General features: G+C 35.6%; 22 protein-coding genes and 1 other RNA gene. 15 read left to right on the forward strand and 8 right to left on the reverse strand.

Translation table 11 applies throughout. The features are described 5' to 3' along the window. Window position 1: 1 nt before the first annotated feature. The 5 genes from C8J95_RS09870 to pnuC all read right to left on the reverse strand — a co-directional run bounded on the left by C8J95_RS09870 (window position 2) and on the right by pnuC (window position 5,863). Window positions 2–2,593 carry a TonB-dependent receptor gene (locus C8J95_RS09870; protein WP_107808192.1) on the reverse strand — a complete coding sequence of 864 codons (2,592 nt, stop codon included), beginning with the start codon at window positions 2,591–2,593 and terminating at the stop codon, window positions 2–4. Continuing rightward, on the reverse strand, window positions 2,593–3,618 hold the full coding sequence (mltG, locus tag C8J95_RS09875) for an endolytic transglycosylase MltG (RefSeq protein ID WP_107808193.1): 1,026 nt from the start codon (window positions 3,616–3,618) through the stop codon (window positions 2,593–2,595). Before mltG ends, C8J95_RS09870 begins: the two co-directional genes overlap by 1 nt. 8 nt (window positions 3,619–3,626) lie before the next feature. Beyond that, window positions 3,627–4,394, reverse strand: coding sequence for a diaminopimelate epimerase (gene dapF, locus C8J95_RS09880; RefSeq protein ID WP_107808194.1), 768 nt, complete (start codon window positions 4,392–4,394; stop codon window positions 3,627–3,629). Between the two features lie 118 nt (window positions 4,395–4,512). After that, complete coding sequence (locus C8J95_RS09885; protein ID WP_107808195.1) at window positions 4,513–5,166, reverse strand: translation initiation factor IF-2; 654 nt, start codon at window positions 5,164–5,166, stop codon at window positions 4,513–4,515. A gap of 7 nt (window positions 5,167–5,173) precedes the next feature. After that, window positions 5,174–5,863, reverse strand: a complete 690-nt coding sequence (pnuC, locus tag C8J95_RS09890; RefSeq protein WP_107808196.1) for a nicotinamide riboside transporter PnuC — start codon at window positions 5,861–5,863, stop codon at window positions 5,174–5,176. Between the two features lie 184 nt (window positions 5,864–6,047). Here pnuC and C8J95_RS09895 point away from each other — a divergent pair, with 184 nt between their 5' ends. From C8J95_RS09895 to C8J95_RS09905, 3 genes are read left to right on the forward strand one after another with little or no spacing between them, the layout of a single operon-like run. After that, window positions 6,048–7,562 (forward strand): amino acid permease, encoded by a 1,515-nt coding sequence (locus tag C8J95_RS09895; RefSeq protein WP_107808197.1) that lies wholly within the window; start codon window positions 6,048–6,050, stop codon window positions 7,560–7,562. 40 nt (window positions 7,563–7,602) lie between these two features. Continuing rightward, entirely contained in the window at window positions 7,603–8,613 is a 1,011-nt protein-coding gene (locus C8J95_RS09900; protein WP_185124596.1) for a glycosyl hydrolase, read from the forward strand. Between the two features lie 11 nt (window positions 8,614–8,624). After that, window positions 8,625–9,758: a lactonase family protein gene (locus tag C8J95_RS09905; protein WP_107808198.1), complete on the forward strand. Its 1,134-nt coding sequence runs from the start codon at window positions 8,625–8,627 to the stop codon at window positions 9,756–9,758. 8 nt (window positions 9,759–9,766) lie between these two features. On the opposite strand, the gene C8J95_RS09910 is transcribed toward C8J95_RS09905, so the two are convergent. Further along, window positions 9,767–10,249: a lipocalin family protein gene (locus C8J95_RS09910; protein ID WP_107808199.1), complete on the reverse strand. Its 483-nt coding sequence runs from the start codon at window positions 10,247–10,249 to the stop codon at window positions 9,767–9,769. A 125-nt stretch (window positions 10,250–10,374) separates the two neighbouring features. On the opposite strand from C8J95_RS09910, the gene C8J95_RS09915 reads away from it, so the two are divergent. From C8J95_RS09915 to C8J95_RS09930, 4 genes are all read left to right on the forward strand, one after another. Next, window positions 10,375–11,211, forward strand: coding sequence for a 1,4-dihydroxy-2-naphthoyl-CoA synthase (locus C8J95_RS09915; RefSeq protein ID WP_016198645.1), 837 nt, complete (start codon window positions 10,375–10,377; stop codon window positions 11,209–11,211). 73 nt (window positions 11,212–11,284) lie between these two features. Then, a complete protein-coding gene (gene menA, locus C8J95_RS09920) occupies window positions 11,285–12,205 on the forward strand; it encodes a 1,4-dihydroxy-2-naphthoate octaprenyltransferase (protein ID WP_107808200.1) in 921 nt (306 codons plus the stop codon). Window positions 12,206–12,211: 6 nt separating this feature from the next. Then, window positions 12,212–12,661 (forward strand): GNAT family N-acetyltransferase, encoded by a 450-nt coding sequence (locus C8J95_RS09925; protein ID WP_107808201.1) that lies wholly within the window; start codon window positions 12,212–12,214, stop codon window positions 12,659–12,661. Window positions 12,662–12,667: 6 nt separating this feature from the next. Further along, window positions 12,668–13,354, forward strand: coding sequence for a metal-dependent hydrolase (locus C8J95_RS09930; RefSeq protein WP_107808202.1), 687 nt, complete (start codon window positions 12,668–12,670; stop codon window positions 13,352–13,354). Between the two features lie 8 nt (window positions 13,355–13,362). Here C8J95_RS09930 and ffs read toward each other — a convergent pair. After that, an RNA gene (gene ffs, locus C8J95_RS09935) (signal recognition particle sRNA small type) lies at window positions 13,363–13,460 on the reverse strand. A 156-nt stretch (window positions 13,461–13,616) separates the two neighbouring features. Here ffs and C8J95_RS09940 point away from each other — a divergent pair. The 8 genes from C8J95_RS09940 (at window position 13,617) to C8J95_RS09975 (ending at window position 20,998) form a co-directional block, all read left to right on the forward strand. Further along, on the forward strand, window positions 13,617–14,204 hold the full coding sequence (locus C8J95_RS09940) for a DUF4199 domain-containing protein (protein ID WP_107808203.1): 588 nt from the start codon (window positions 13,617–13,619) through the stop codon (window positions 14,202–14,204). A 15-nt stretch (window positions 14,205–14,219) separates the two neighbouring features. Further along, a complete protein-coding gene (locus C8J95_RS09945) occupies window positions 14,220–15,170 on the forward strand; it encodes a glycosyltransferase family 2 protein (protein WP_065082666.1) in 951 nt (316 codons plus the stop codon). A 38-nt stretch (window positions 15,171–15,208) separates the two neighbouring features. After that, entirely contained in the window at window positions 15,209–15,910 is a 702-nt protein-coding gene (locus C8J95_RS09950) for a GIN domain-containing protein (RefSeq protein WP_107808204.1), read from the forward strand. Window positions 15,911–15,913: 3 nt separating this feature from the next. Further along, a complete protein-coding gene (locus C8J95_RS09955) occupies window positions 15,914–17,626 on the forward strand; it encodes a phospho-sugar mutase (RefSeq protein ID WP_107808205.1) in 1,713 nt (570 codons plus the stop codon). Between the two features lie 45 nt (window positions 17,627–17,671). Beyond that, window positions 17,672–18,925: a pyridoxal phosphate-dependent aminotransferase gene (locus tag C8J95_RS09960; protein WP_107808206.1), complete on the forward strand. Its 1,254-nt coding sequence runs from the start codon at window positions 17,672–17,674 to the stop codon at window positions 18,923–18,925. A gap of 9 nt (window positions 18,926–18,934) precedes the next feature. Then, window positions 18,935–19,669: a 3-deoxy-manno-octulosonate cytidylyltransferase gene (gene kdsB / locus C8J95_RS09965; RefSeq protein ID WP_107808207.1), complete on the forward strand. Its 735-nt coding sequence runs from the start codon at window positions 18,935–18,937 to the stop codon at window positions 19,667–19,669. A 30-nt stretch (window positions 19,670–19,699) separates the two neighbouring features. After that, window positions 19,700–20,362, forward strand: coding sequence for a hypothetical protein (locus C8J95_RS09970; RefSeq protein WP_059322392.1), 663 nt, complete (start codon window positions 19,700–19,702; stop codon window positions 20,360–20,362). Between the two features lie 102 nt (window positions 20,363–20,464). Beyond that, on the forward strand, window positions 20,465–20,998 hold the full coding sequence (locus C8J95_RS09975) for a glutathione peroxidase (RefSeq protein WP_059322391.1): 534 nt from the start codon (window positions 20,465–20,467) through the stop codon (window positions 20,996–20,998). A 129-nt stretch (window positions 20,999–21,127) separates the two neighbouring features. Here C8J95_RS09975 and C8J95_RS09980 read toward each other — a convergent pair whose 3' ends face one another. Continuing rightward, complete coding sequence (locus C8J95_RS09980; RefSeq protein ID WP_045178950.1) at window positions 21,128–22,135, reverse strand: acyl-ACP desaturase; 1,008 nt, start codon at window positions 22,133–22,135, stop codon at window positions 21,128–21,130. Window positions 22,136–22,214 lie beyond the last annotated feature (79 nt).

Consider the following 22,214-nt stretch of genomic DNA (forward strand, 5'->3'; position numbering starts at 1 on the left):
CTTACATTGGTCCGCCTTGCTCGTCACCACCATCATAATTGTTGTTGATGTCCTTTTTCTTTTTAGGCTGATCAACTTTCTCACCCTGTTTGAAGCGGTAAGACAAAGATATGGAAAACTGTCTTGGCTGCCACTGCATATAATTACGTCTTGTGAAATCATCATTAAAGGTGAAAGACTCCATTCTTCTGGTATTAAATACATCCTGAATATTAAAAGTGATGGTACCATCACCGTTCCAGATTGTTTTAGAAGCTCCCAGATTAAGAGAATACATATCTGATCTGTTTTGACTAGCTGTTTTTTGTGCACCTCTGTATTGTCCCTGTAGCTGTACACTTAGGGTTTTGTCCAGTTTGAAAGTTGTATTCAGTCTCGCACGTGTAGAGAAGCCACTTCCAGTGAAGTCCATTGTTCCGATTTTAGCTTGTCCGGTGGTTTTGTCTATGGTATTATAAGAAGCTATACCTGTGGTTTTATATCCAAACAAATCTAAGCTACCCATGAATTTTAACCATGATAATGGATCGTAAGTGAAATTAAGATCCAAACCATAACGATCGCTGGTTCCAAGGTTTATAGGTTTGGTATAAAAAACATTTTGTCTCTCATCAGGTCTGTATACCAACATCTTATCATCGTCTGTCGTGCGACTGTAATACAGGGTAGGATTTACCGTAAATTTCTTTTTCTGAATGTTGTAACCAACTTCGAAGGAATCTACATAAGAAGGGTTAAGATCTATATTTCCCTCAAAGATATTCTGATTGTTACTATAATTAGGGAAAGGTACCATGAAGAATGCCCTTGGTCTGTCTATCCTACGGGAGTAATTTACCAAAATCTGGTTATCCTTTGCCACATCATAGCTCAAGAATACACTAGGAAAAAGATTATTATAATTTTTGGTCTTATTAATATTGGAACCTGCAAGATTGCTATAATCGATTTTTACATTTGAAAGTTCATCTCTTAGTCCAAGTTGGTATCCGAAATTACCGACTTTACTTTTGAACTGAACATAGAAAGCATTAAAGATTTCCTGATAACTCGTTGTATTATTATAACTTGGAATAAACTGATTATTTGCAGTAGTGTTTACAATATTGTTATAATCATTCTTGTTTGCATCCAGTCGGTAACCAGCTTCTAATTTAGAATTTTCACCAATTGGTAATTCATAATCGGCTTTACCAATAATAGATTTTGTTACAGATCTTCTTTCAGTATTATCGTGGCTTACTAAAGCAGAATCTAATATTTCGGTGATATCAGAGTAATTATTACTGCGATTTCTTTGTACACTTAGTGCTAAGGATAGATTGTGTCCGTTGGTATTAAATTTATGATCTAATCCTAAATCTCCCTGAAAAGCAAGGTTATTACTCCTTCCAACAGAGGTTCTGGTACCTATTGAATTCATGAAATTCCATTGGCGGGAATTAAGATCATATCTGTAGAAATCATTGTAGGTATTTAAAGGTTCTCTGTTATCACCTTCAAAAGTCCTTACTACACCGGATAGACTTAAAGATGTTTTATCCGAAATATCGTAAACAAAACCTCCGGTTACATTATAGTTATTATTATAGGTTTTGTTATTAGAATTTTGTGACTGATACGAAAGTATATCTTTAGGCTGCTCAGTTTGGGTTGAAGGAATAACCGGAAGAACAATATTGTTATAGGTTGTTTCCGTTTCATTTTTACCTTTACTTTCAGTATAGCCACCGCCACCATTTAGAAACCAGGTCCAGTTGTTTTTTCTCCAGCTTAAATTGGCATTTAATGCGGTCCTTGGCATATAACCTAAAGTTCCGGTAACACTACCATTGAAACCAACTTTTTTGTTTTTCTTAAGGATAATATTTAAGATACCCGATGTACCCGATGCTTCAAATTTAGAAGAAGGGTTTGTAATCACTTCTATTTTTTCAATCTGGTCAGCAGGAATACTTTGTAAAGCATTCGCACCATCGTCAATACCTAAAAGCGAAGACGGCTTACCATTGATTAAGAACTTCACATTGGTATTCCCTCTCATGGAAACCGTTCCGTCTGTATCTACAGATACTGATGGAACATTCGTTAGTATATCCTGTAATGTACCTCCTTTACTAATAAGGTCGGTTGATGGATCATATGTTTTTTTATCAAGCTCTACTTTGTATGGCTTAGATGCCGCAGCAGTAATTGTAACACCTTGTATGCTCTGAGTTTTACTGTCTACAGCTTCCTGACCCTTTAAAGCTTCTATCTGAACACTACCAATGTTTCCGGCAGCAGTTATTGTTTTTTCAATCTGAAATGTTTTAAACCCTGGAGTTTCTACCTGTAAAGAGTAAGTTCCGGGAGTAAGATTAAGAGAGTAGTTTCCTTTATCATCCGTCATACTGCCATCAGATAATGCATTATTTGTCTTATTAGCAAATGTAATAGAAGCATAAGGAACAGCAGCACCATTTTTATCAGTTATTTTTCCGGATACAGCTACTTTTTGTTGTTGAGCAAAGGCGAAAGCAGCCGCACTAAATGCGAGCGTTAAGCCCAATGTTCGGGTTACGATTCTCTGTTTGATTTCAGTTTTTATCATTATTTAATTTCTTTTTTATTCAGCCAGTCCTGATAAATCTTGGCATTCTGAACATGCTCATCAGGACTATTGGTGAATTTATGCAAGCCCGGCCTGGAAGGATCGGCTACCATAAATATATAGTCATTGCTTTCTGCATTCAGAACATTTTCTACCGAAGATTTGTTTACCAGGCAAATAGGACCTGGCGGGATACCTATATTTTTATAGGTGTTATAAGGAGAGTCTACAGTAAGATCTTTGTAGTAAACTCTTTTAATTGATTTAGTGAAATTGGCATCTTTGTTTATAGCATAGATTACCGTTGGATCACTTTGTAATTTCATTCCTTTGCGGTAACGGTTCAGATATAAACCCGCAATTCTTTTTTGCTCGTCAGGTTTTCCACCGGATTCTTTCTGAACAATAGAGGCTAATGCATAAACCTGAGTACGGCTAAGGCCTAAATTCTTTTCTTTTGCAAGATTCTCAGGAGTCCAGAAGTCATTATATAGACTTTCAAATTTTTTGAAAAAGTCTTCAGGTGTTACAGTCCAGTAAAAATTGTAGGTATCTGAGAAAAAATAAGGCTTCAAATCTTCAGCGTTGTTCAATCCTTTCTGGCGGGCAATTACATTAAATGCCTTTACAAAAGTCAAAGAGTCAGCCTCCGTTTTTCGGGATACACGACCAATCATCTGATATACATCATCAAAATCCTTTATCCTGAAAGTATTCTCGGTTTGCAACCCTGCTTTAATCATATTGATAAGCTGAGCATTGTCTGCACCTTCTTTAATTTCATAACGTCCGGCCTTTATCTTACTATCCAAGCCTTTGGATTTTGCAATTTGCGTAAAGCTTTCAATATCGCTTAGGTATGGCTTCAAGGAATCTGTTACCTGCTGGAATGTTGCATCGTGGGGTACCAGAATAAATCCGGACTTTTTCACATTGCTGCCATAATTCTTCTTATAAAATTTCCAGCCGAAGAAGCCTGCTACCGAAATGATAGCAAGTGCTGCAATTAAAACTACTTTCTTCATAATGGCTGTTATTTTACTTCTAAATTACCCTTAAACACCTGCTTTGCAGGACCTTCTAACCATATATTACGGAAGCCCTTTTCAGCTTTTTCCGCATATACTTTCAATGTTCCCCCCAGAACTTTGATATGGACAGGTGTTTGATTATGATTTTGCATAAAAGTTAAAGCCGATGCTGTAACTCCTGTTCCACAACTGTAAGTTTCATCTTCTACACCTCTTTCGAATGTTCTTACAAATAGTTCGTTTTCAGAAGTTTGGGTTACAAAGTTTACGTTGATGCCTTCTTTTTTGAAAGTATCATTATTTCTTATTTTTTTTCCTTCTAAATAAACGTCCATATTCTCTACATGTTCTACAAACGCTACATAGTGAGGAGATCCCGTATTCATTACCGTATATTCAGGGAAAGTATTAATATCTTCTACATCAATCATTTTTAATTTTACCAGATCTCCGTTTACTTCTGCTTCATGCAAGCCATCGATAGCCATAAAGCTTGTTTTATCTTCAAAAATCTTCAGGAAATGGGCAAAAGAAACAAGACAACGGCCGCCATTACCACACATAGTACTTTCGTTACCATCTGCGTTGTAATATACCATCCGGAAATCGTATTGATCATCATTTTCCAGAAGGATAAGGCCATCTCCTCCAATACCGAATCTTCTGTCGCAAAGTTGCGCTATAAGCGAAGTGCTTTTTGGGAAGGTAAGATCACGGTTGTCAACCATTACAAAATCATTCCCTGTTCCCTGATATTTATAAAATTCCATAAATGTTATATATAAAAATTGGTAGTTATAGTTTCAAATTAATAACGCGAAATTAGTGAATAATTTATACAAAAAACAGCCACATACTGTGGCTGTTTTTTGTATAAAAATATTTAAATTATCTTCTTCCTCCGGTATTGGAATTGTTATTTCCATTACCCGATCTTTGTTCTGTAGATCCAGAATTTCTGAAACCATTATTGTTCATGTTATTATTAGAACGGGTTTCTACACGAGTTTCAGGGCGTGGCTGGTAATTGTTGTTATTTTGGAAACCATTGTCTCTTCTTCTGCCGTCATTATTTTCAGCTCTGTAACCTTGGTTATTGTTGTTACCATTTCCGTATTGGCTGTTTCGGAATCCATTATTGTTATTAGTATTACCCCAGCTGTTTCCTCTGTTATTGTTGTTGTTCCATGAATTGTTATTTCGGAATCCGTTATTTTGATCTCTTCCGGAAACAATTCTTTTCTCTACGTATATTTTTCTTCTGTTATTATTATAGAAGTATGGTCTTCCACCATCATAATAATAGGAAACACCTCTTCTGTAGTAGTAACCATCATTTCCCCAGTAGCCACCAGGACCATAATAATTATAGTTAGGACCACTGTAGTATACGTTATTCATATAATAACCTCCGTCATAATATGGATTTCTATTATTGTTATAATATCCGTCATTGTATCCATATCCGTCTGTATATACACCACAGGAAGCTAAAGTTCCGATAGTGAAAAGGCTTAGTGCTATTTTTGATAAAAGTTTCATGATGTGTTTAATATAATTGGTTTGATTTATTTTTCTCCTTCTCTTTAATGCTTTTTGACCAGTCGATATAACCCTGTATGGAGATTATAGTAAAGACAATATATTGTATTGCTGTTATACCAAGCTCTTTGTAAATCATCATAGGAATACATATTAAATCTCCTATAATCCAGAACCACCAGCTCTCTACTTTCTTCTCCGCCATTAGCCACATTCCTGCTAAAAATATAGAAGTCGTAAGAATATCCATATAATTAGCCCAGTCTAAATGACTTAAATCCAAAATGATGCCAATCATTGAAAAACCATTGTTAATGTATGGTTTGTAGTAGTAGACAAGTGTTACAAGTGCCATACTAAGGGCAAAAAGAATCGCGCAAATTTTCCATTCTCTTTTTGTCGCACGGGAAACTTCAACGTGAATATGATCTTCCGAGCTTTTGGCCCACTTAATCCACCCATAAATACTCATACTGGTATAATAAAAGTTGATGAGCATATCTCCCCATAATCCGAAATGATATAGAATATATACGTATATAGTTGTACTGATGATACCAGTAGGGTAAACCCATATATTTTTCTTTGCCGAGAAATAGACACTTAACAAGCCAAATATTGCGGCAATAGATTCCAGTAATATTTGTTGCCACGAATAGCTAAGATAAGGAGAAATAAGATAATTGAAAATGTCCATAATGCCCAAAGGTAGAGCTTTTCGAGCTATATTTATAGAAGGTACCTGAAAAATAAAAATTTACATTTTAGTCTTATGTAGAAGGGGAAAGACAAAAACAATGAGTTTTTATTGCTAAAAAAATGTTAACATATTGTAAAAAATTTTTACTTTCGTAAATCTAAAAGAAAAACTGAAAAAATATATGGCGAGTATTTGGGCAAAGAAGCCGCTTAGTGCCTACGAGGCAGATATGAAGAAAAGTGGACTGAAAAAAGTCCTTGGGAAATGGAGCTTAACAGCAATAGGGGTTGGCGCTATTATTGGCGGTGGAATCTTTGTTCTTACAGGAACCGGAGCTTATTATCACGCTGGACCAGCATTGGCAATATCATTTATTATTGCAGGTATAGCCTGTGTTTTTGCCGCCTTGTGTTATGCTGAATTTGCATCTATAATCCCTGTTGAGGGGTCAGCGTATGCTTATGCTTACGGTACTGTAGGCGAAATTTTTGCATGGGCCATGGGGTGGTGTCTCATCCTGGAATATGCCATGGCGAGTATGGCAGTGGCAGTGAGTTGGTCTGGATATTTCACTAAATTCTTAAAGATTTTTGGAGTACACCTCCCGGCATATCTTACGTCGGATCCTGCAAGTTATACAGGAACAGGATTCTCTATGAACTTACCAGCATTTATCCTGGTATTATTGCTTACAGCACTGTTGGTAAAAGGAACTAAAGAAGCTGCGGGAGCAAATAACCTAATTGTATTATTAAAAACAGCTGCGGTAATTTTCGTAATTATTTCCGGAGCTTATATTATCTTCTCCAATACTGATCTTTATACTGCAGTAGATGGTGTTAAAAACTGGAAACCTTTTATTCCGGATGAAACCCTAATCAAGAATTCTGAAGATAAGATGGTCTCAGCCTATGGTATTAAAGGAATTATTTCTGGAGCTGCAGCAATATTCTTTGCATATATCGGTTTCGATGCAGTTTCTACCCAGGCAGGTGAGGCAATCAATCCTAAAAAGGATGTTCCTTTTGCAATTATTACATCATTATTAATCTGTACAGGATTATACATTTGTGTATCTTTAGTATTGACAGGGATGATGCATTATACAGACTTTAACCCGGCAGGAAAATATCCTGAGGCTATTAAAGCTCCTGTAGCATATGCATTCGAAATTGCAGGTAAACACTGGGCAAGTAATATTGTAACGATTGCAGCTACTGTTGGATTGATTTCTGTAGTAATGGTAATGATGATGGGGCAGTCTCGTATCTTTATCGGTATGGCAAAAGATGGATTGATTCCTAAATTCTTCGGCGAACTTCACCCAAAAACCAGAACTCCATACAAAGGAATTATTATATTAGGATTAGTTGTAGCTTTTGTAGCAGCACTTACACCAATTTCCACCTTAGCAGATATGACCAGTTTCGGAACCTTGTTCGCCTTTACACTGGTATGTATTGCAGTATGGGTAATGAGAAAAAAAGAGCCAAACTTAAACAGACCATTCAAAGTTCCTGCTTACAAATTAGTTGTAGCGTTAGGGGTAGTTATTAATATCTATCTGATTTTCAACCTTAGTGCTCACGCTTTGGAATTATCTGCAGGATGGTTAGTGCTTGGTATTTTTGTCTATATATTCTATGGTAAAAACAATAGTAAACTAAATAATCCGGATAAAATAACGGAAGACTAATTAACGTAACCCGCTCCGGCGGGTTTTTTATTGAATTATTATGAGAAAAATATTGTCTTTGGGACTATTATCAGTCTTTTTTCTGGGATTTTCCCAGCAGGTTGAATTCTCAACTTTACTTAAAGATAAGATTAGTATCCGCGCTCTGGAAGTATCAAACGGGAAAGTATGGTACTCTGGTACAGAATCTAAGTTTGGGTTTGTAAGCGTAAATGATACGTTGGAGAAAAAACAAATCCGCGTTTCTGATAAAAATCTTCAGTTTCGTACGCTGGCCCAGGATAAAAAGTATTTATATGCTATTAATATTGAAAGCCCTGCTAACTTTTTCAGAATAGAAAAGCAAAGCCTGAAGGCGGAAAATGTTTTTCAGGATAATGCACCGACAGCATTTTATGATGCCCTGCATTTTACAGAAGGCGGAATAGCTTATGCATTTAGTGATACTGACGAAAGCTTGAAGCTAAAGCTGGCACAGATGGACAAAAAAGGAGAGTGGAGCATACCGGATCATAAGGTACAATTAAATAAAGGCGAAGCAGCATTTGCGGCAAGCAATACTAATATAGCATCTTCTAAAAACTATTTATGGATAGCAACTGGAGGAATATCTTCCAGAATTTTGAGACAAAATCTGAAAACTCAGAAATGGGAAATTTTTAATACACCTTTTGTGCAAGGAAAATCGTCTCAGGGAATGTACTCTATAGATTTTTACGGAGATAAATTTGGAATTGCTGTTGGTGGAGATTATACAGCCCAGAAAGAAAATCAAAATAATATAGCTACTACAACCGATGGCGGAAAAACCTGGGAAATACAAGCTTCTGGTAAAAACGGGGGCTATATGACCTGTGTGAGAATTAAACCCGGATCGGGAGGTAAAGAAATCATAGCAGTAGGAGATCAGCACATTAGCTACTCTACTGATTATGGAAAGACCTGGAAAGTTATTTCTGAAGAAAAAAATATGTATGTTTGTCAATGGCTGGATAAGAATACTGTAGTTGTTGCAGGAAATAATAAGATTCTGAAAATGAAATTCCAGTAATATATTTAAAAATGAATACAATTTATAAAGGTTTATTGGTACTTACTTCTACTGTTGTAATATGGAGTAATTGTAATGCTCAGAAAACAAAGACTAATAATGAAATGTATATGTTGGCCGGGACATATACAGCAAAGGGAAGTAAAGGTGTTTATGTCTATAAACTAAATACGGAAACAGGAGCGTCCAAGTATGTAAGTGAAGTTGCTGTGGAAGATCCTTCCTATCTGGCAATTAGTAAAAATGGTAATTATGTATATACGGTTACCGAAAAAGAGGATCAGCAGAATTCTAAGGTCAATGCATTCTCTTTTGATAAAAAAACGGGTAAGCTAAGCTTTATTAATAGTAAGCCTGCTGGTGGAGGAGCGCCTTGTCATATTAATATATCGCCGGATGGTAAACATGTTGTTACGGCCAATTATATGGGCGGAAGTATTACAGAATACACGATTAATAATAATGGAAGTTTAGGCGATGCTTCACAGAATATTGTATTTTCCGGAAATGGAACCGATAAAGAACGTCAGACGCAGCCCCATCTTCATTATGTAGAGTTTTCACCGGAAGGAAAATATCTTTTTGCTGATGATCTTGGTACGGATAAAATCTATAAGTATCATGTGAATAAAGATACTCCAAAGCTTTTGGCTTCTGATAATTCGTCTTCGGTTAAGGTAAAAGATGGTTCCGGTCCGCGACATTTAGCATTTCATCCTAATGGAAAATATGCATATCTGATTACTGAAATCTCCGGAGATGTTATTGCTTTTAATTATAAAAACGGTACACTGGAAGAATTTCAAACGGTAAAAGCAGATTCATTAAATGCAAAAGGCAGTGCTGATATTCATATCAGCCCAAATGGAAAATTCTTGTATGCTTCCAATAGGCTGAAAGGCGATGGAATAGCTGTTTTTTCGATTGATCAGAAAAACGGAAAGCTTACAAAAGTAGGATATCAGCCAACAGGTATTCACCCCCGCAATTTTGCCATTATCCCAAATGGTAAACTCTTATTGGTAGCTAACAGAGATAGTGACCAAATTCAGGTTTTTAAAATCGATCTTAAAACAGGTTTACTGAATAATACAAATCAGGATATTAAATTAAGTATGCCTGTTTGTATAAAATTTACAAAATAAAAAGAAAATCAGTGGAGTAGCTGTTGTTGCAGTTGCTCTTCTGATATTTTCTCCAAATTTTCATAGTGTACTGTTTGCAATATCTTTGAGATAACCGGATCTTTTTCATTAGAAGCATCCATTGGAATAGAATTAAATGTCATACTCTGTGGACTGAAATTGATTATTTTTTCTTCCTGATAAATTTCATTTCCAATAAAGAAGACTAATTTACCCTCGGTGATTTTCCAGTATGTTTCTCTGGGATCGCCTTTGTAGCAATTGCCAACAGAGCCTTCGTAGTAATTATAAATTGCTGTTCCATCAGCTTTTATGATATAATGTCTTTGCAGGCGACACGCATCAAAATCCTTTTTTACTTTTTTATTATTTTCATAAAATCCTGCTTCTTTAAGCTTCCAAATTCCAGTAACAGCTTCAGGGGAAATTATTTGTTGTGCAAAGCTAAAGAGACTAAAGCCAGTGATTAAAAAACTCAAGATTTTCTTCATAAATTGTGTTTTGAAAAAGGATCACCAAAAATACATTAATTTTATAAATTACAGTAAATCATTATGGATGTTCTGCTCTTAAAATTCCTAATTTAACCGTATCTTTGAGGAAAATTTTTCAGACTATGATCGAGTGGAAAACCGCAAAAGAATACGAAGATATTACTTATAAAAAATGTAATGGTGTAGCAAGGATTGCTTTCAACAGACCAGAAATCCGCAACGCTTTCAGACCAAAGACAACTTCAGAATTATATGATGCTTTTTACGATGCATATGAAGATCCATCAATTGGGGTGGTTTTACTATCCGGAGAAGGGCCTAGTCCAAAAGATGGTGGATGGGCTTTCTGCAGCGGTGGAGATCAAAAAGCACGTGGCCACCAAGGTTATGTAGGAGAAGACGGAAGACACCGTCTGAATATTCTGGAAGTACAACGTTTAATCCGTTTTATGCCTAAAGTCGTTATTGCGGTTGTTCCGGGATGGGCTGTAGGTGGTGGACATTCACTACACGTTGTATGTGATCTTACTTTAGCAAGTGAAGAGCATGCAATTTTCAAACAAACAGATGCCGATGTTACCAGCTTCGATGGTGGTTATGGTTCTGCATACCTGGCTAAAATGGTTGGGCAGAAAAAAGCTCGTGAAATATTCTTCTTAGGTAGAAATTACTCTGCACAGGAAGCGTTTGAGATGGGAATGGTAAATAAAGTTGTCCCTCATGCCGAATTAGAAGATACTGCTTATGAATGGGCACAGGAAATTTTAGCAAAATCACCAACTTCTATTCGTATGCTGAAATTTGCGATGAACCTTACCGATGATGGTATGGTTGGACAGCAGGTTTTTGCAGGTGAGGCTACCCGTTTAGCTTACATGACAGATGAAGCTAAAGAAGGAAGAAATGCTTTCCTTGAAAAAAGAAAACCAGACTTTGGAGAAGATCAATGGATCTCTTAAAATAAGAAGTTAGAGGTTAGAAATAGGATTTAAATATCCAGATTCTAACCTCTATATCTAATATCTAAATATTATGATTGAATGGATAAAAGCAGCTCGTCTGCGAACATTGCCACTTTCCCTTAGTGGTATTATTTTAGGCTCCCTTATTGCAAAATGGAAGCTTAATTCTGTAGGAGAAAGCTGGGATGTATGGGTTTTTGTACTGGCTTTGGTGGTGACGCTTATGTATCAAGTGTTATCTAATTATGCGAATGATTACGGTGATGGTGTAAAAGGTACAGACAAAAAGAGAGTAGGAGAGGCAGAAGCTCGCGCTGTAGCTTCGGGGAAAATAACAGCAAAACAAATGCGTAATGCAGTTATTTTGTTTTCTGTATTGTCATTGGGTTTCACAGTTTTATTATTGTATAAAGCATTCTTTCCGGGACACATTCAGGCATTTTATGTTTTTATAGGTTTAGGGATTACCTGTATTTTTGCGGCGATTGGTTATACAGTAGGAAAAAGACCTTATGGTTACATGGGGTTGGGAGATGTATTTGTATTTATATTTTTCGGATTGGTGTCTGTAATGGGGTCTTACTATCTGTTTACTAAAACATTCGACTGGCAGATGATTTTACCGGCAACAGCTGTAGGATTGTTTAGTGTGGCAGTTCTTAACCTGAATAATATGCGGGATATAGAAAGTGATGCAGAGAGTGGGAAACATACTCTTGCATTAAAAATGGGTTTTAAAAAGGCAATGATCTACGAGATCATCTTGTTACAGCTGCCTCTTATTCTGATTTTAACCTATATGATGGTGTATGAAATCAGAAGTTATTATGCCTATATATTTATTATTCTTTTCCTGCCTTTAATGGCTTTACGAAGAAGGATAATGGAGACTAAGGAACCAAGAAATCTGGATCCTTACCTGAAGCAGGTTGCGATTATGTGTTTTGCAATGAGCTTGCTTACAGGAATAGGTTTGAACCTGATTAAATAAAACCTTATGTTAATTAAAAAATCTGAACCTAAATATCATTCAGAACTATCAGAATTAGCCAAAAAGTCTAAGCGATTTTGGGGCTATTCTGATGATTGGATGGACTTATGGGATGAAGATTTAACATTAACAGAAGAATATATAGCCACCAATGAAGTATGGCATATAGAAAATGAATCTAAAGATATTGCGGGGTTTTATTCTTTTTACAGAGAAGATGAAGATGCTATCCGATTAGATTTTCTATTTGTTAAACCTGAATACATCGGAAGCGGTTATGGGAAATTATTGTTAGACCATTTTCTTTATCAGGTAAAGTTACTGACTGATAAGATAGTTTTGGATGCTGATCCTTGTGCCGAAAAGTTTTATCAGAAATTTGGTTTTAAAACAATAAGAAATAAACCTACAAAAATAGAAGGAAGATTTCTTCCGGTAATGTCAAAAATAATATAAAGTATTATGAAATTCACTTTTTTAGGACAAAACTGTTTTTTGTTCACTTACAAAGGAAAAAATATCCTTTCAGACCCTTTCTATAATTATCAGAAAGAACAGTCAGGATTTGATATTAAAGCACACAAAATTGACTATATTTTGTTAACGCATGCACATGGCGATCATATTGCGGATGTAGAAGAGGTATTAGCCCATTATCCTGAAGCAACTATTATTGGGGTTCCAGAAGTATGTGGTTATTTTAAAAATGCGAAAAATACATGTGATATTAACTTAGGAGGATCTGCAAAAGTTGAAGATCTTAAGATCTCTATGGTGTCTGCTCATCATACCAGTTCTTTTCCGGATGGTACTTATGGTGGTGTACCAGTAGGTTATATCTTCAGACTTCCTGAAGGAAGAAATATGTACTTAGCAGGTGATACAGGGGTAATGGCTGATATGGAATTATTCCCAAGACTTTTTGGTAAAATCGATTTATCTATTCTGCCAGTAGGAAGTCACTATACAATGTGTCCAAGAAAAGCTGCATTTGCTGCAGGTGAATTATTGAAATCTCCAAAAGTAATTGGATGTCATTTTGATACTTTTCCTCCAATTACAATTAATCACGACAGTGCAATGAAGCATTTTGAAGAGAAAAATGTGGAGTTGGTTTTACCGAAACTGGGTGAGGAATTTGAATTTTAAGAAATAAAAAATGGCAAGCTACCTACATCACACCGCTACGACCAATTACCTTTGCTGTGTTCCCACCCTGGAGGATTCTCAGGAGCTGGTTGTGTAGGACTTGCCAGTGCAAATATAGAAATTATTTACGAATCCGGAAGAAAGATCCAAGAAAAAAAGTGTAATGATCCCCGTAAAATGGGATAAATAGCTGATTTATAAATTAATATTTTTATTATTTTTTTCCGAAATCGGACTTCCAACATCTATTATTATTAAAAATATGACGAAAAATCCTGTAGCTATCGGGTTAGTGTTGTTCGGAATTACCATGTTGGCGTTCTTTGTAGTGTACTATTTTTTTGCAAATGCTAGTTATTATAGTACCTCTATGAAGGTAAATGCATTTGGAATGCCTTTTTTGTATGCAGTTGGAGGATTTCTCTCTGTATATTGGTATAGAGGAGCTGGGAAAATAACTTATCCACAGGCTTTTAAACAAGCTTTTGTAACATTATTTATAGGAGGATTTCTTTCTGTAATGTCCATTTTTGCTTTTCTTAATTATGTAGATACTGATGCCAGAGATTTACTAAACCATCAGTATATTCAGACTGAATTAACCAATCTGGATGAAGCTTATGCTAAGCAAAAGTCTGAAGCAGTACATCTTAAAGATCAGAGCAAAATTGGTGAATTAGACAAAAATTATAAAGATGCAAAGCTTGCAAGAGAAGCTGCAATAAAGGAAAATAGAAATTATTTTTCATTTAGTTTTCTTTCTGCCGTTTTTGGAGGCTTTATGTTATTTTATCTACTTTTGTCAATCGTAATAGCAGCGTTTTTGAAGAACAAAAAACGCTACGAATAAAATTAAAAATACTGAATGGATCTTTCTATTATTATCCCGCTTCTTAATGAAGAACAATCTCTTGAAGAGCTTTTTTCCAGAATAGACAATGTATGTAATGAGAATGATTTCTCTTATGAAGTATGGTTTGTGGATGATGGTTCTACCGACAATTCATGGGGCGTTATACAACTGCTTTCTGCATCTCATCCGCAGGTACATGCTATAAGATTTACTCGTAATTATGGTAAATCTCAGGCTTTACATGCTGCTTTTGAGAAAGCTAAAGGTGAAGTTGTAATTACTATGGATGCTGACCTTCAGGACTTCCCGGAAGAGATACCGGGACTGGTAGAAAAACTAAGAGAAGGGAATTACGATATTGTAAGTGGCTGGAAAAAGAAGCGTTTTGATAACGTAATGACTAAGAATATCCCTTCCAAATTATTCAATGCTTCGGCAAGGAAAGTTTCGGGTGTTTTCTTACACGATTTCAACTGCGGATTGAAAGCTTACAAAAAACAAGTTGTCAAAACTGTAGATGTATACGGTGATATGCACCGTTATATTCCGGTATTGGCTGCTCATGCAGGATTTAAAAATATCACTGAAAAAGAAGTAAAGCACCAGGCACGTCCTTATGGTACTTCCAAATTTGGAGCAAACCGTTTTATCAGAGGATTTTTGGATCTGATAACTTTATGGTTCGTAAGCCGATTTGGCGGACGCCCAATGCATTTCTTTGGTGCCGCAGGTACTGTAATGTTTATTATAGGTTTTCTTTCAGCTTTATGGTTGGGGATTTCTAAACTAATAGATGTTGCAAGAGGAATGTATGGACATCTGATTGCAGATAACCCTTGGTTCTATATCGCATTAACAATGATGGTTCTTGGGACTCAGTTGTTTATTGCTGGATTCCTTGGTGAGATGTTGATCAGAACAAATCGCGAGCGCAAAAATTATCATATTGAAGAGATAATTTAATTAAAAATAGCTAAATTCAAACTTCAATTTTTAAACGGATGAAAAAATTACTTTATATATTTCTTGTCATCGGTTTGGTTTCCTGTTCCAAAGTGAAACCAAAGGGGGAGATTGCAACAAAAGATGTGAATATTCAGGATTTTAATAAATTGGATGTCAGTGGGAAATTTAAAATTTTCTATGTGCAGAATCCTAAAAATATGGTTTCCGTAGAAACCTATCCGAATGTCTTTGATAATCTTAAAATTGAAGTAAAAGATAAAACGCTTTATATTTCAGAGAAGAGCAAGACGGAAGGCGTGGATATGTACAATATTATGTTATACTCTAAAAATAATTTAGAAAGTATAGCAATGGCAGATTCAACAGATATTACAATTTCCAGCCAGATGTCGGTACCGGCATTTAAACTGAAGATTAAAGACAATGCTAAATTTATGGGCTCTGTTTTAGCTAATAAAGCAGATATAACTATGACTAATAAAGCAAAAGCAAATCTTTTAGGTAGAACACTGGATGCAAATATTGCGATTAGTGACACTGCAAGTATTATCTCTCCTTACTGGTACATTAACAATCTGAATATAACTTCTAAGAATGGAAATTATTCAGAATTTTCAGTGGATGACGAACTAAACGGAAGTTTGGGAAATACTGCAGAATTAGTATACTATGGTAATCCGCAGAAAAAAATAAAAGTAACTGACAAAGCTAAATTAGAACAAAAACAAAAACCTTAATATATGACGTCATTAGATAAAGCAAAATTGTGGCTAGGAGAAGGTTTCGATGATGAAACGAAAAAAGAAGTTCAGACATTAATAGATAATAATCCAGCTGAACTGGATGATGCTTTTTATAAAAATTTAGAATTCGGAACAGGAGGTATGCGTGGAATTATGGGCGTTGGTACCAACCGTCTGAATAAATATACATTAGGGCAGGCTACTCAGGGGTTAGCAAACTACCTTCATCAACAATTTCCGGGTGAAGAAATTAAAGTGGCTATTGCTTATGATGTTCGCCATAACTCTCCGGAATTCGGAAAGTTAGTTACAGATGTTTTAACAGCAAATGGTATTAAAGTTTTACTATTTAAAGAACACAGACCAACTCCGGAATTGTCTTTTACCGTAAGAGATAAGAAGTGTAATGCTGGTATTGTACTTACAGCATCACATAACCCACCGGAATATAATGGTTATAAAGTATACTGGAATGACGGAGCACAGGTAGTTCCGCCAAATGATAACGGAATTATTTCCGAAGTAGAGAAAACTCAGTTTAATGAGATTAAATTCAACGGAAATGACAATTTAATTGAATGGATAGGGGCTGATCAGGATGATGTTTATATTGATGCTTGTATTGAAAATTCATTATATCAGAACGTTGGCAGAGATTTGCTGAATATAGTTTTCACTTCTATCCACGGAACAACATATACAACTATTCCTAAAGCCCTGGCAAAAGCAGGCTTTACAAGAGTAGATTTGGTTACAGAACAAATGATCCCTAGTGGGAATTTCCCGACAGTAGAATCTCCAAATCCTGAAGAACCAGCTGCGCTTTCTATGGCAATGGATCTGGCTAAGGTTACCAATGCCGACATTGTAATAGGAACAGATCCGGATGGTGACAGATTAGGGATTGCTGTAAGAAATCTTGATGGAGAAATGCAGTTGCTAAATGGAAACCAGACCAATACATTCCTTACTTATTACATTTTAGATCAGTGGAAAAAACAAGGTAGAATTACCGGAAAAGAATTTATTGGATCTACAATCGTAACGTCTGATATTTTCTATGATATTGCTAAGAAATTCGGAGTTGATTGCAAGGTTGGATTAACCGGATTCAAATGGATTGGTAAAATGATCCGTGAAGCAGAAGGACAGGAGAAATTTGTTTGCGGTGGTGAAGAGAGCTTTGGATTTATGACCGGAGATTTTGTTCGTGATAAAGACTCTTGCGGAAGTATTCTTTTAGCTTGCGAAATTGCTGCATGGTGTAAAGCCAACGGTAAAACAATTTATCAGTACCTTATCGATATCTACAAAGATATTGGAATGTATTACGAAGGATTGGTAAACATTACGAAAAAAGGAAAAGATGGAGCAGAGCAGATTAAGCAAATGATGACAGATTTCCGTCAGTCTCCTCCAAAAACTTTAGCAGGATCAGCTGTAGCAGAAGTAAAAGATTTCCAGGAGCAGACAAATCTTGTAATTGCTACGAATGAGAAGTCTGTAATGAATGATATTCCGAAATCTAACGTATTAATCTATTATACGGAAGACGGAACAAAAGTATGTATTCGTCCTTCCGGAACAGAGCCAAAGATTAAATTCTACGTTTCTGTGAAAGATCAAATCTCTTCGGAACAGGATTTTAAAGATAAATTAGTTTCTCTGGAAGCTAAAATCCAGCAGATTAAAACAGACTTGAATTTATAATCAACCAAATAAAAGACCGTTAATCTATAACTGTCCACTAAAAATATGAAAGTATCTAAACTAGCCGCAAACCTTATAGGCTCAGAAATTGTAAAAATAGGAAATGAAGTTAACGATATGAAAGCTAAAGGAGCTGAAATTGCTAACCTTACTATTGGAGATTTAAACTCCAATATTTATCCAATTCCTGCAGGATTAAAAGACGAAATTCAGAAAGCTTATCAGAATAATCTTACCAATTATCCACCAGCAAACGGATTATTAGGACTAAGAACGGCTGTTTCCAAAGATCTTAAATCAAGATGGGGATTAGATTATGCGGCAGGTGATATTTTAATTACTGCGGGATCACGTCCCTTAATTTATGCAGTTTATAAAACCATTGTAGATGAAGGTGATAAAGTAATTTATCCTACACCATCTTGGAACAACAATCATTATGCATACCTTACTTCAGCTAATGCGATAGAAGTAAAAACAACTCAGGAAAACAATTTCCTGCCAACAGCAGATGATTTAAGACCACACTTATCGGGTGCAGTTTTATTGGCTTTATGTTCTCCGCTTAATCCTACAGGGACGATGTTTACCAAAGATCAGCTTTCCGAAATCTGTGAAATGGTATTGGAGGAAAATAAAAAGCGTGGTGCAGACGAGAAGCCTTTATATTTGATGTATGATCAGATTTATTCCAATCTTACTTTTGAAGCAGAACATTTTAATCCGGTTTCTTTATTCCCGGAAATGAAAGAATATACAATCTATATTGATGGTATTTCTAAATGTCTTGCTGCAACAGGAGTACGTGTAGGTTGGGGATTTGGGCCAAGCCTTATTATGGGGAAAATGGCTGCCTTGTTAACGCACGTTGGAGCATGGGCTCCAAAGCCAGAACAGGAGGCTACAGCCAAGTTTTATGAAAACCAGGAAAATGTAGATCATTTTGTTACGGATTTCAAAGATAAATTACAGGCAAGCTTGAAAGTTCTCCACGAAGGAATTCAGGAGATTAAAAATAAAGGATTGGCAGTAGAAAGTATTCAGCCTATGGGTGCTCTATACCTTACAATTAAGCTTGACTTTATTGGTAAAACAAAACCAGACGGAACGAAAATAGATAATTCTTCAGATTTAGTATTCTATTTAATTCAGGAAGGCGGCGTTGCATTAGTACCATTCTCTGCTTTCGGTTGTGAAGTTACGGAACCATGGTTCCGTGCATCAGTAGGAGGTCTTTCTCTTGATGAAATAAAAAACATGTTACCAAAACTGGAACAAGCACTTGCTAAATTAGTATAACTTTAAAATATGAAAGTAATCGCAGTTATTCCTGCACGTTATAATTCTACCAGATTTCCAGGAAAACTAATGGAAATTCTGGAGGATAAAACTGTAATCTCTACAACCTATAAAAATGTTGAAGAAACAGGTTTGTTTGATGATGTTTTTGTGGCTACAGATTCAGAGATTATCTTTGAAGAAGTAACAAGAAACGGAGGCAAGGCTGTAATGACAGGTGAGCATGAAACGGGAAGTGACAGGATAGCAGAAGCGGTTCAGAATATCGATTGCGACATTGTGATTAACGTTCAGGGGGATGAACCTTTTCTGAAAAAAGAACCTCTTGGCCAACTTATAAAAGTATTCGAAAACGATCCTAATGCAGAAATTTCATTAGCTTCGCTGAAAATAAAGCTTCATACTTTTGAAGAAGTACAGAATCCTAATAATGTGAAAGTAATTACCGACAACAACGGTTTTGCACTTTATTTTAGCCGTTCTGTAATTCCTTATCCAAGAGAAGAATCTTTTCAGGCAGAATATTTTAAACATATTGGCGTTTATGCTTTTAGAAAACAGGCATTACTTAACTTTGCCAGACTTCAGCAAAAACCTTTGGAAATAGCTGAAAAAATTGAATGTATCAGATATCTGGAATATGGAATGAAGATAAAACTTCTCGAAACCGATTTTATTGGTGTAGGTATCGATACTCCGGATGATCTGAAAAAGGCTAAGGAGATTATAGCTAATAAAGGCTAATCTCCGGAAATATTAACTTTAAAAATATTTATGAAGAAACTTATTTTAGTTGTACTTGTTGGTGTCTGCCAAATGTTTTTCTCCCAAACAGCGGAGCAAATTATTGAAAAAAACATTCAGAGTACAGGAGGATTAACACAGTGGAAATTGCTTAACTCTATTATGTTACAGGGGAAAGTAGTTTTGGGTGTTAGTGAAGAATATCCTGTTAAAATATTCCAGCAAAGACCTAATCTGAAGAAAACAAGCTTTACCATAAAAGGAAAAGAGTATGCGATTGAAGGTTTTGACGGAGAGAAAGGTTATTCTATGAATTTTGCAACGAATAAGCTGGTAGAAGTAAAAGATTATGTTGCAGAAAGTTTCGATACAGACTTTATAGATTATGATTCTAAAGGATTTGTAGCAAACTATCTGGGCAAAGAAAAAATCGGTAACGTAGATTGCTTTAAAGTAGAATTGGTAAAGAATGTAAACAAAACTGTTTATTACTTCGATGCCAATACGTATATGCTGGTGAGAGAGATTAACAAAACAGATATTCTTACTTATTACGATTACCGTAAAGTAGGGAATTTGTTAATGCCATTCAGAATTGAATCTTCATCCCAGAAAAAAGAAGGAGATTATGTACTTTTGTTTAACAAAATAGAAGTGAATAAAGTATTCCCTAATAATACTTTTAAATTTTAATAAAATATAAATATTATAAGACGAGCATGATTCGCTAATAATTTTAAGGATGAAGACTATCATGCGAGTTCCATCCGACCAAATTTTAAATAAATATTACAGATGAAAAAGTTCTTATTATTTGCATTGTCTGTGGCAGGCGTTCTTTTTATTGCAGCACAAAGCAAGACTATCTATAGCTATAAAGTGGAAGGACTTACAGGTGACGAAATTGATTTCTCTAAATTCAAAGGGAAAAAAATTCTTGTTGTAAACACTGCCTCTAAATGTGGTTTCACACCTCAGTATGCAGACCTGGAAAAGATCTACCAGGATTATAAAGATAAACTGGTTATTGTTGGTTTTCCAGCAAATGATTTTGGACAGCAAGAGCCAGGAACCAATGAAGATATCCATAGTTTCTGTGAGGCTAATTACGGAGTATCTTTCCCTATGGCTGCCAAAGTTTCTGTAAAAGGAGAAGATATTGCACCAATATTTAAATTCCTTACAGAAAAGAAACTAAACGGAGTAAAAGACACTGATATTGCATGGAACTTTACGAAGTTTTTACTGGATGACAAAGGAAAGTTAATTAACTCTTTCCCGAGTAAAGTAAAACCTACAGACGAGGCTATTGTAAAATATCTGAAATAATAAAAGCAAGGCTTTTAAAAAATAACAAACAGCAGACTCAATTGAGTCTGCTGTTTGTTTATAGTATTAGAATATGCCTTTATGTGAATAATAAAAAAAGCAGCCTTTTAAAGCTGCTTTTGGTATTTCTTAGAATGAGAATTTAGGGTTACTTAACCAGTGTAAGTTTATTTCCTCCGGAACTTTCATTCTTTCAGCGATCTTTTTATAACGGTCAGACAAACGACACAGATAATCCTGAGCTTTTGTAAATCCATCCTGTAAACCGGTTAAAGTTTCAATTTTCCAGTACTTAACAAGGTGGTCTATAATAGCAGCATAATCCCATGTAGTATAGACACCAATTTGCTGAGTAATAGCAGAGAAATCGATAAATATATTGCTCTTTGAAGCCTGATCATCCATTAGCATAGCCGGCATAGAAATTTGCTTACGCATCATTCTTTCAAAAGCGGCAATGGCACCATTAGGATCTTTCTTGAAGATTTCTGTCATAAAAGACTTATAAGCATTTTCATGTCTTGCTTCATCACCTGCAATTTGCTTACAGATTTTAGACAGAACGCTATCTCCGGCCTTATCAGCCAGCTTTCCTGTATTTACGTGAGATATTTTGGTAGCTCTTTCCTGGAAAGATGTATAGATAATAGACTGATATGGATCTTTCTCTGCATCCGGATCGAATCCGTTATAGATTAGGCGGTGAATTGTTTGTTCTACCTTTTTCATATCGCAACGTCCACTTAGGTACAGATATTTATTCAGAAGATCACCATGGCGGTTTTCTTCAGCGGTCCATGCTCTGGACCATCTTGCCCAGCCTTTATCGGAAGTTACTTCTTTATCTTCATTGAAAATTAAACTGAAATAAGTCTGGTAGCTAGGTAATGCCTCTTCAGTGATCATATTTCCTACCAATGAGGTGATTACAGTATTGGGAATGTTAGCCGCTCTTTCACGTAATTTTTTAATCTCGTCCAATGCATCCTCCCTTTCCATATCTGGTAAAAAGTCATTAGGCTGCCAACAATCATCCGGATCCATTAATTTATCATCAACGGCCTCTGAAACAAAACTATCCATGGATCTGATCACGTCAAATCTATCATGGTATTCCTGCAATTCTTTCGTATTCATTTTCCTCTTTTCTTTAATGCAAATTTATCTATTATAAATTAATATAGCTATTAAAATTTCCATTATTTGATTGGATATC

The organism is Elizabethkingia sp. YR214 (assembly GCF_003058195.1).
Taxonomy (GTDB): Bacteria; Bacteroidota; Bacteroidia; order Flavobacteriales; family Weeksellaceae; genus Elizabethkingia.

Bases quoted from the DNA above. Each gene is read 5' to 3' on its own strand.
- pnuC (WP_107808196.1), bottom strand. From the start codon at position 5,863: ATGGACATTTTCAATTATCTTATTTCTCCTTATCTTAGCTATTCGTGG.
- C8J95_RS09930 (WP_107808202.1), top strand. From the start codon at position 12,668: ATGAAATTCACTTTTTTAGGACAAAACTGTTTTTTGTTCACTTACAAA.
- C8J95_RS09915 (WP_016198645.1), top strand. From the start codon at position 10,375: ATGATCGAGTGGAAAACCGCAAAAGAATACGAAGATATTACTTATAAA.
- C8J95_RS09895 (WP_107808197.1), top strand. From the start codon at position 6,048: ATGGCGAGTATTTGGGCAAAGAAGCCGCTTAGTGCCTACGAGGCAGAT.
- C8J95_RS09950 (WP_107808204.1), top strand. From the start codon at position 15,209: ATGAAAAAATTACTTTATATATTTCTTGTCATCGGTTTGGTTTCCTGT.
- C8J95_RS09980 (WP_045178950.1), bottom strand. From the start codon at position 22,135: ATGAATACGAAAGAATTGCAGGAATACCATGATAGATTTGACGTGATC.
- C8J95_RS09900 (WP_185124596.1), top strand. From the start codon at position 7,603: ATGAGAAAAATATTGTCTTTGGGACTATTATCAGTCTTTTTTCTGGGA.
- C8J95_RS09945 (WP_065082666.1), top strand. From the start codon at position 14,220: ATGGATCTTTCTATTATTATCCCGCTTCTTAATGAAGAACAATCTCTT.
- mltG (WP_107808193.1), bottom strand. From the start codon at position 3,618: ATGAAGAAAGTAGTTTTAATTGCAGCACTTGCTATCATTTCGGTAGCA.
- C8J95_RS09955 (WP_107808205.1), top strand. From the start codon at position 15,914: ATGACGTCATTAGATAAAGCAAAATTGTGGCTAGGAGAAGGTTTCGAT.
- C8J95_RS09885 (WP_107808195.1), bottom strand. From the start codon at position 5,166: ATGAAACTTTTATCAAAAATAGCACTAAGCCTTTTCACTATCGGAACT.
- C8J95_RS09940 (WP_107808203.1), top strand. From the start codon at position 13,617: ATGACGAAAAATCCTGTAGCTATCGGGTTAGTGTTGTTCGGAATTACC.
- dapF (WP_107808194.1), bottom strand. From the start codon at position 4,394: ATGGAATTTTATAAATATCAGGGAACAGGGAATGATTTTGTAATGGTT.
- C8J95_RS09970 (WP_059322392.1), top strand. From the start codon at position 19,700: ATGAAGAAACTTATTTTAGTTGTACTTGTTGGTGTCTGCCAAATGTTT.
- C8J95_RS09905 (WP_107808198.1), top strand. From the start codon at position 8,625: ATGAATACAATTTATAAAGGTTTATTGGTACTTACTTCTACTGTTGTA.
- menA (WP_107808200.1), top strand. From the start codon at position 11,285: ATGATTGAATGGATAAAAGCAGCTCGTCTGCGAACATTGCCACTTTCC.
- C8J95_RS09910 (WP_107808199.1), bottom strand. From the start codon at position 10,249: ATGAAGAAAATCTTGAGTTTTTTAATCACTGGCTTTAGTCTCTTTAGC.
- kdsB (WP_107808207.1), top strand. From the start codon at position 18,935: ATGAAAGTAATCGCAGTTATTCCTGCACGTTATAATTCTACCAGATTT.
- C8J95_RS09975 (WP_059322391.1), top strand. From the start codon at position 20,465: ATGAAAAAGTTCTTATTATTTGCATTGTCTGTGGCAGGCGTTCTTTTT.
- C8J95_RS09960 (WP_107808206.1), top strand. From the start codon at position 17,672: ATGAAAGTATCTAAACTAGCCGCAAACCTTATAGGCTCAGAAATTGTA.
- C8J95_RS09870 (WP_107808192.1), bottom strand. From the start codon at position 2,593: ATGATAAAAACTGAAATCAAACAGAGAATCGTAACCCGAACATTGGGC.
- C8J95_RS09925 (WP_107808201.1), top strand. From the start codon at position 12,212: ATGTTAATTAAAAAATCTGAACCTAAATATCATTCAGAACTATCAGAA.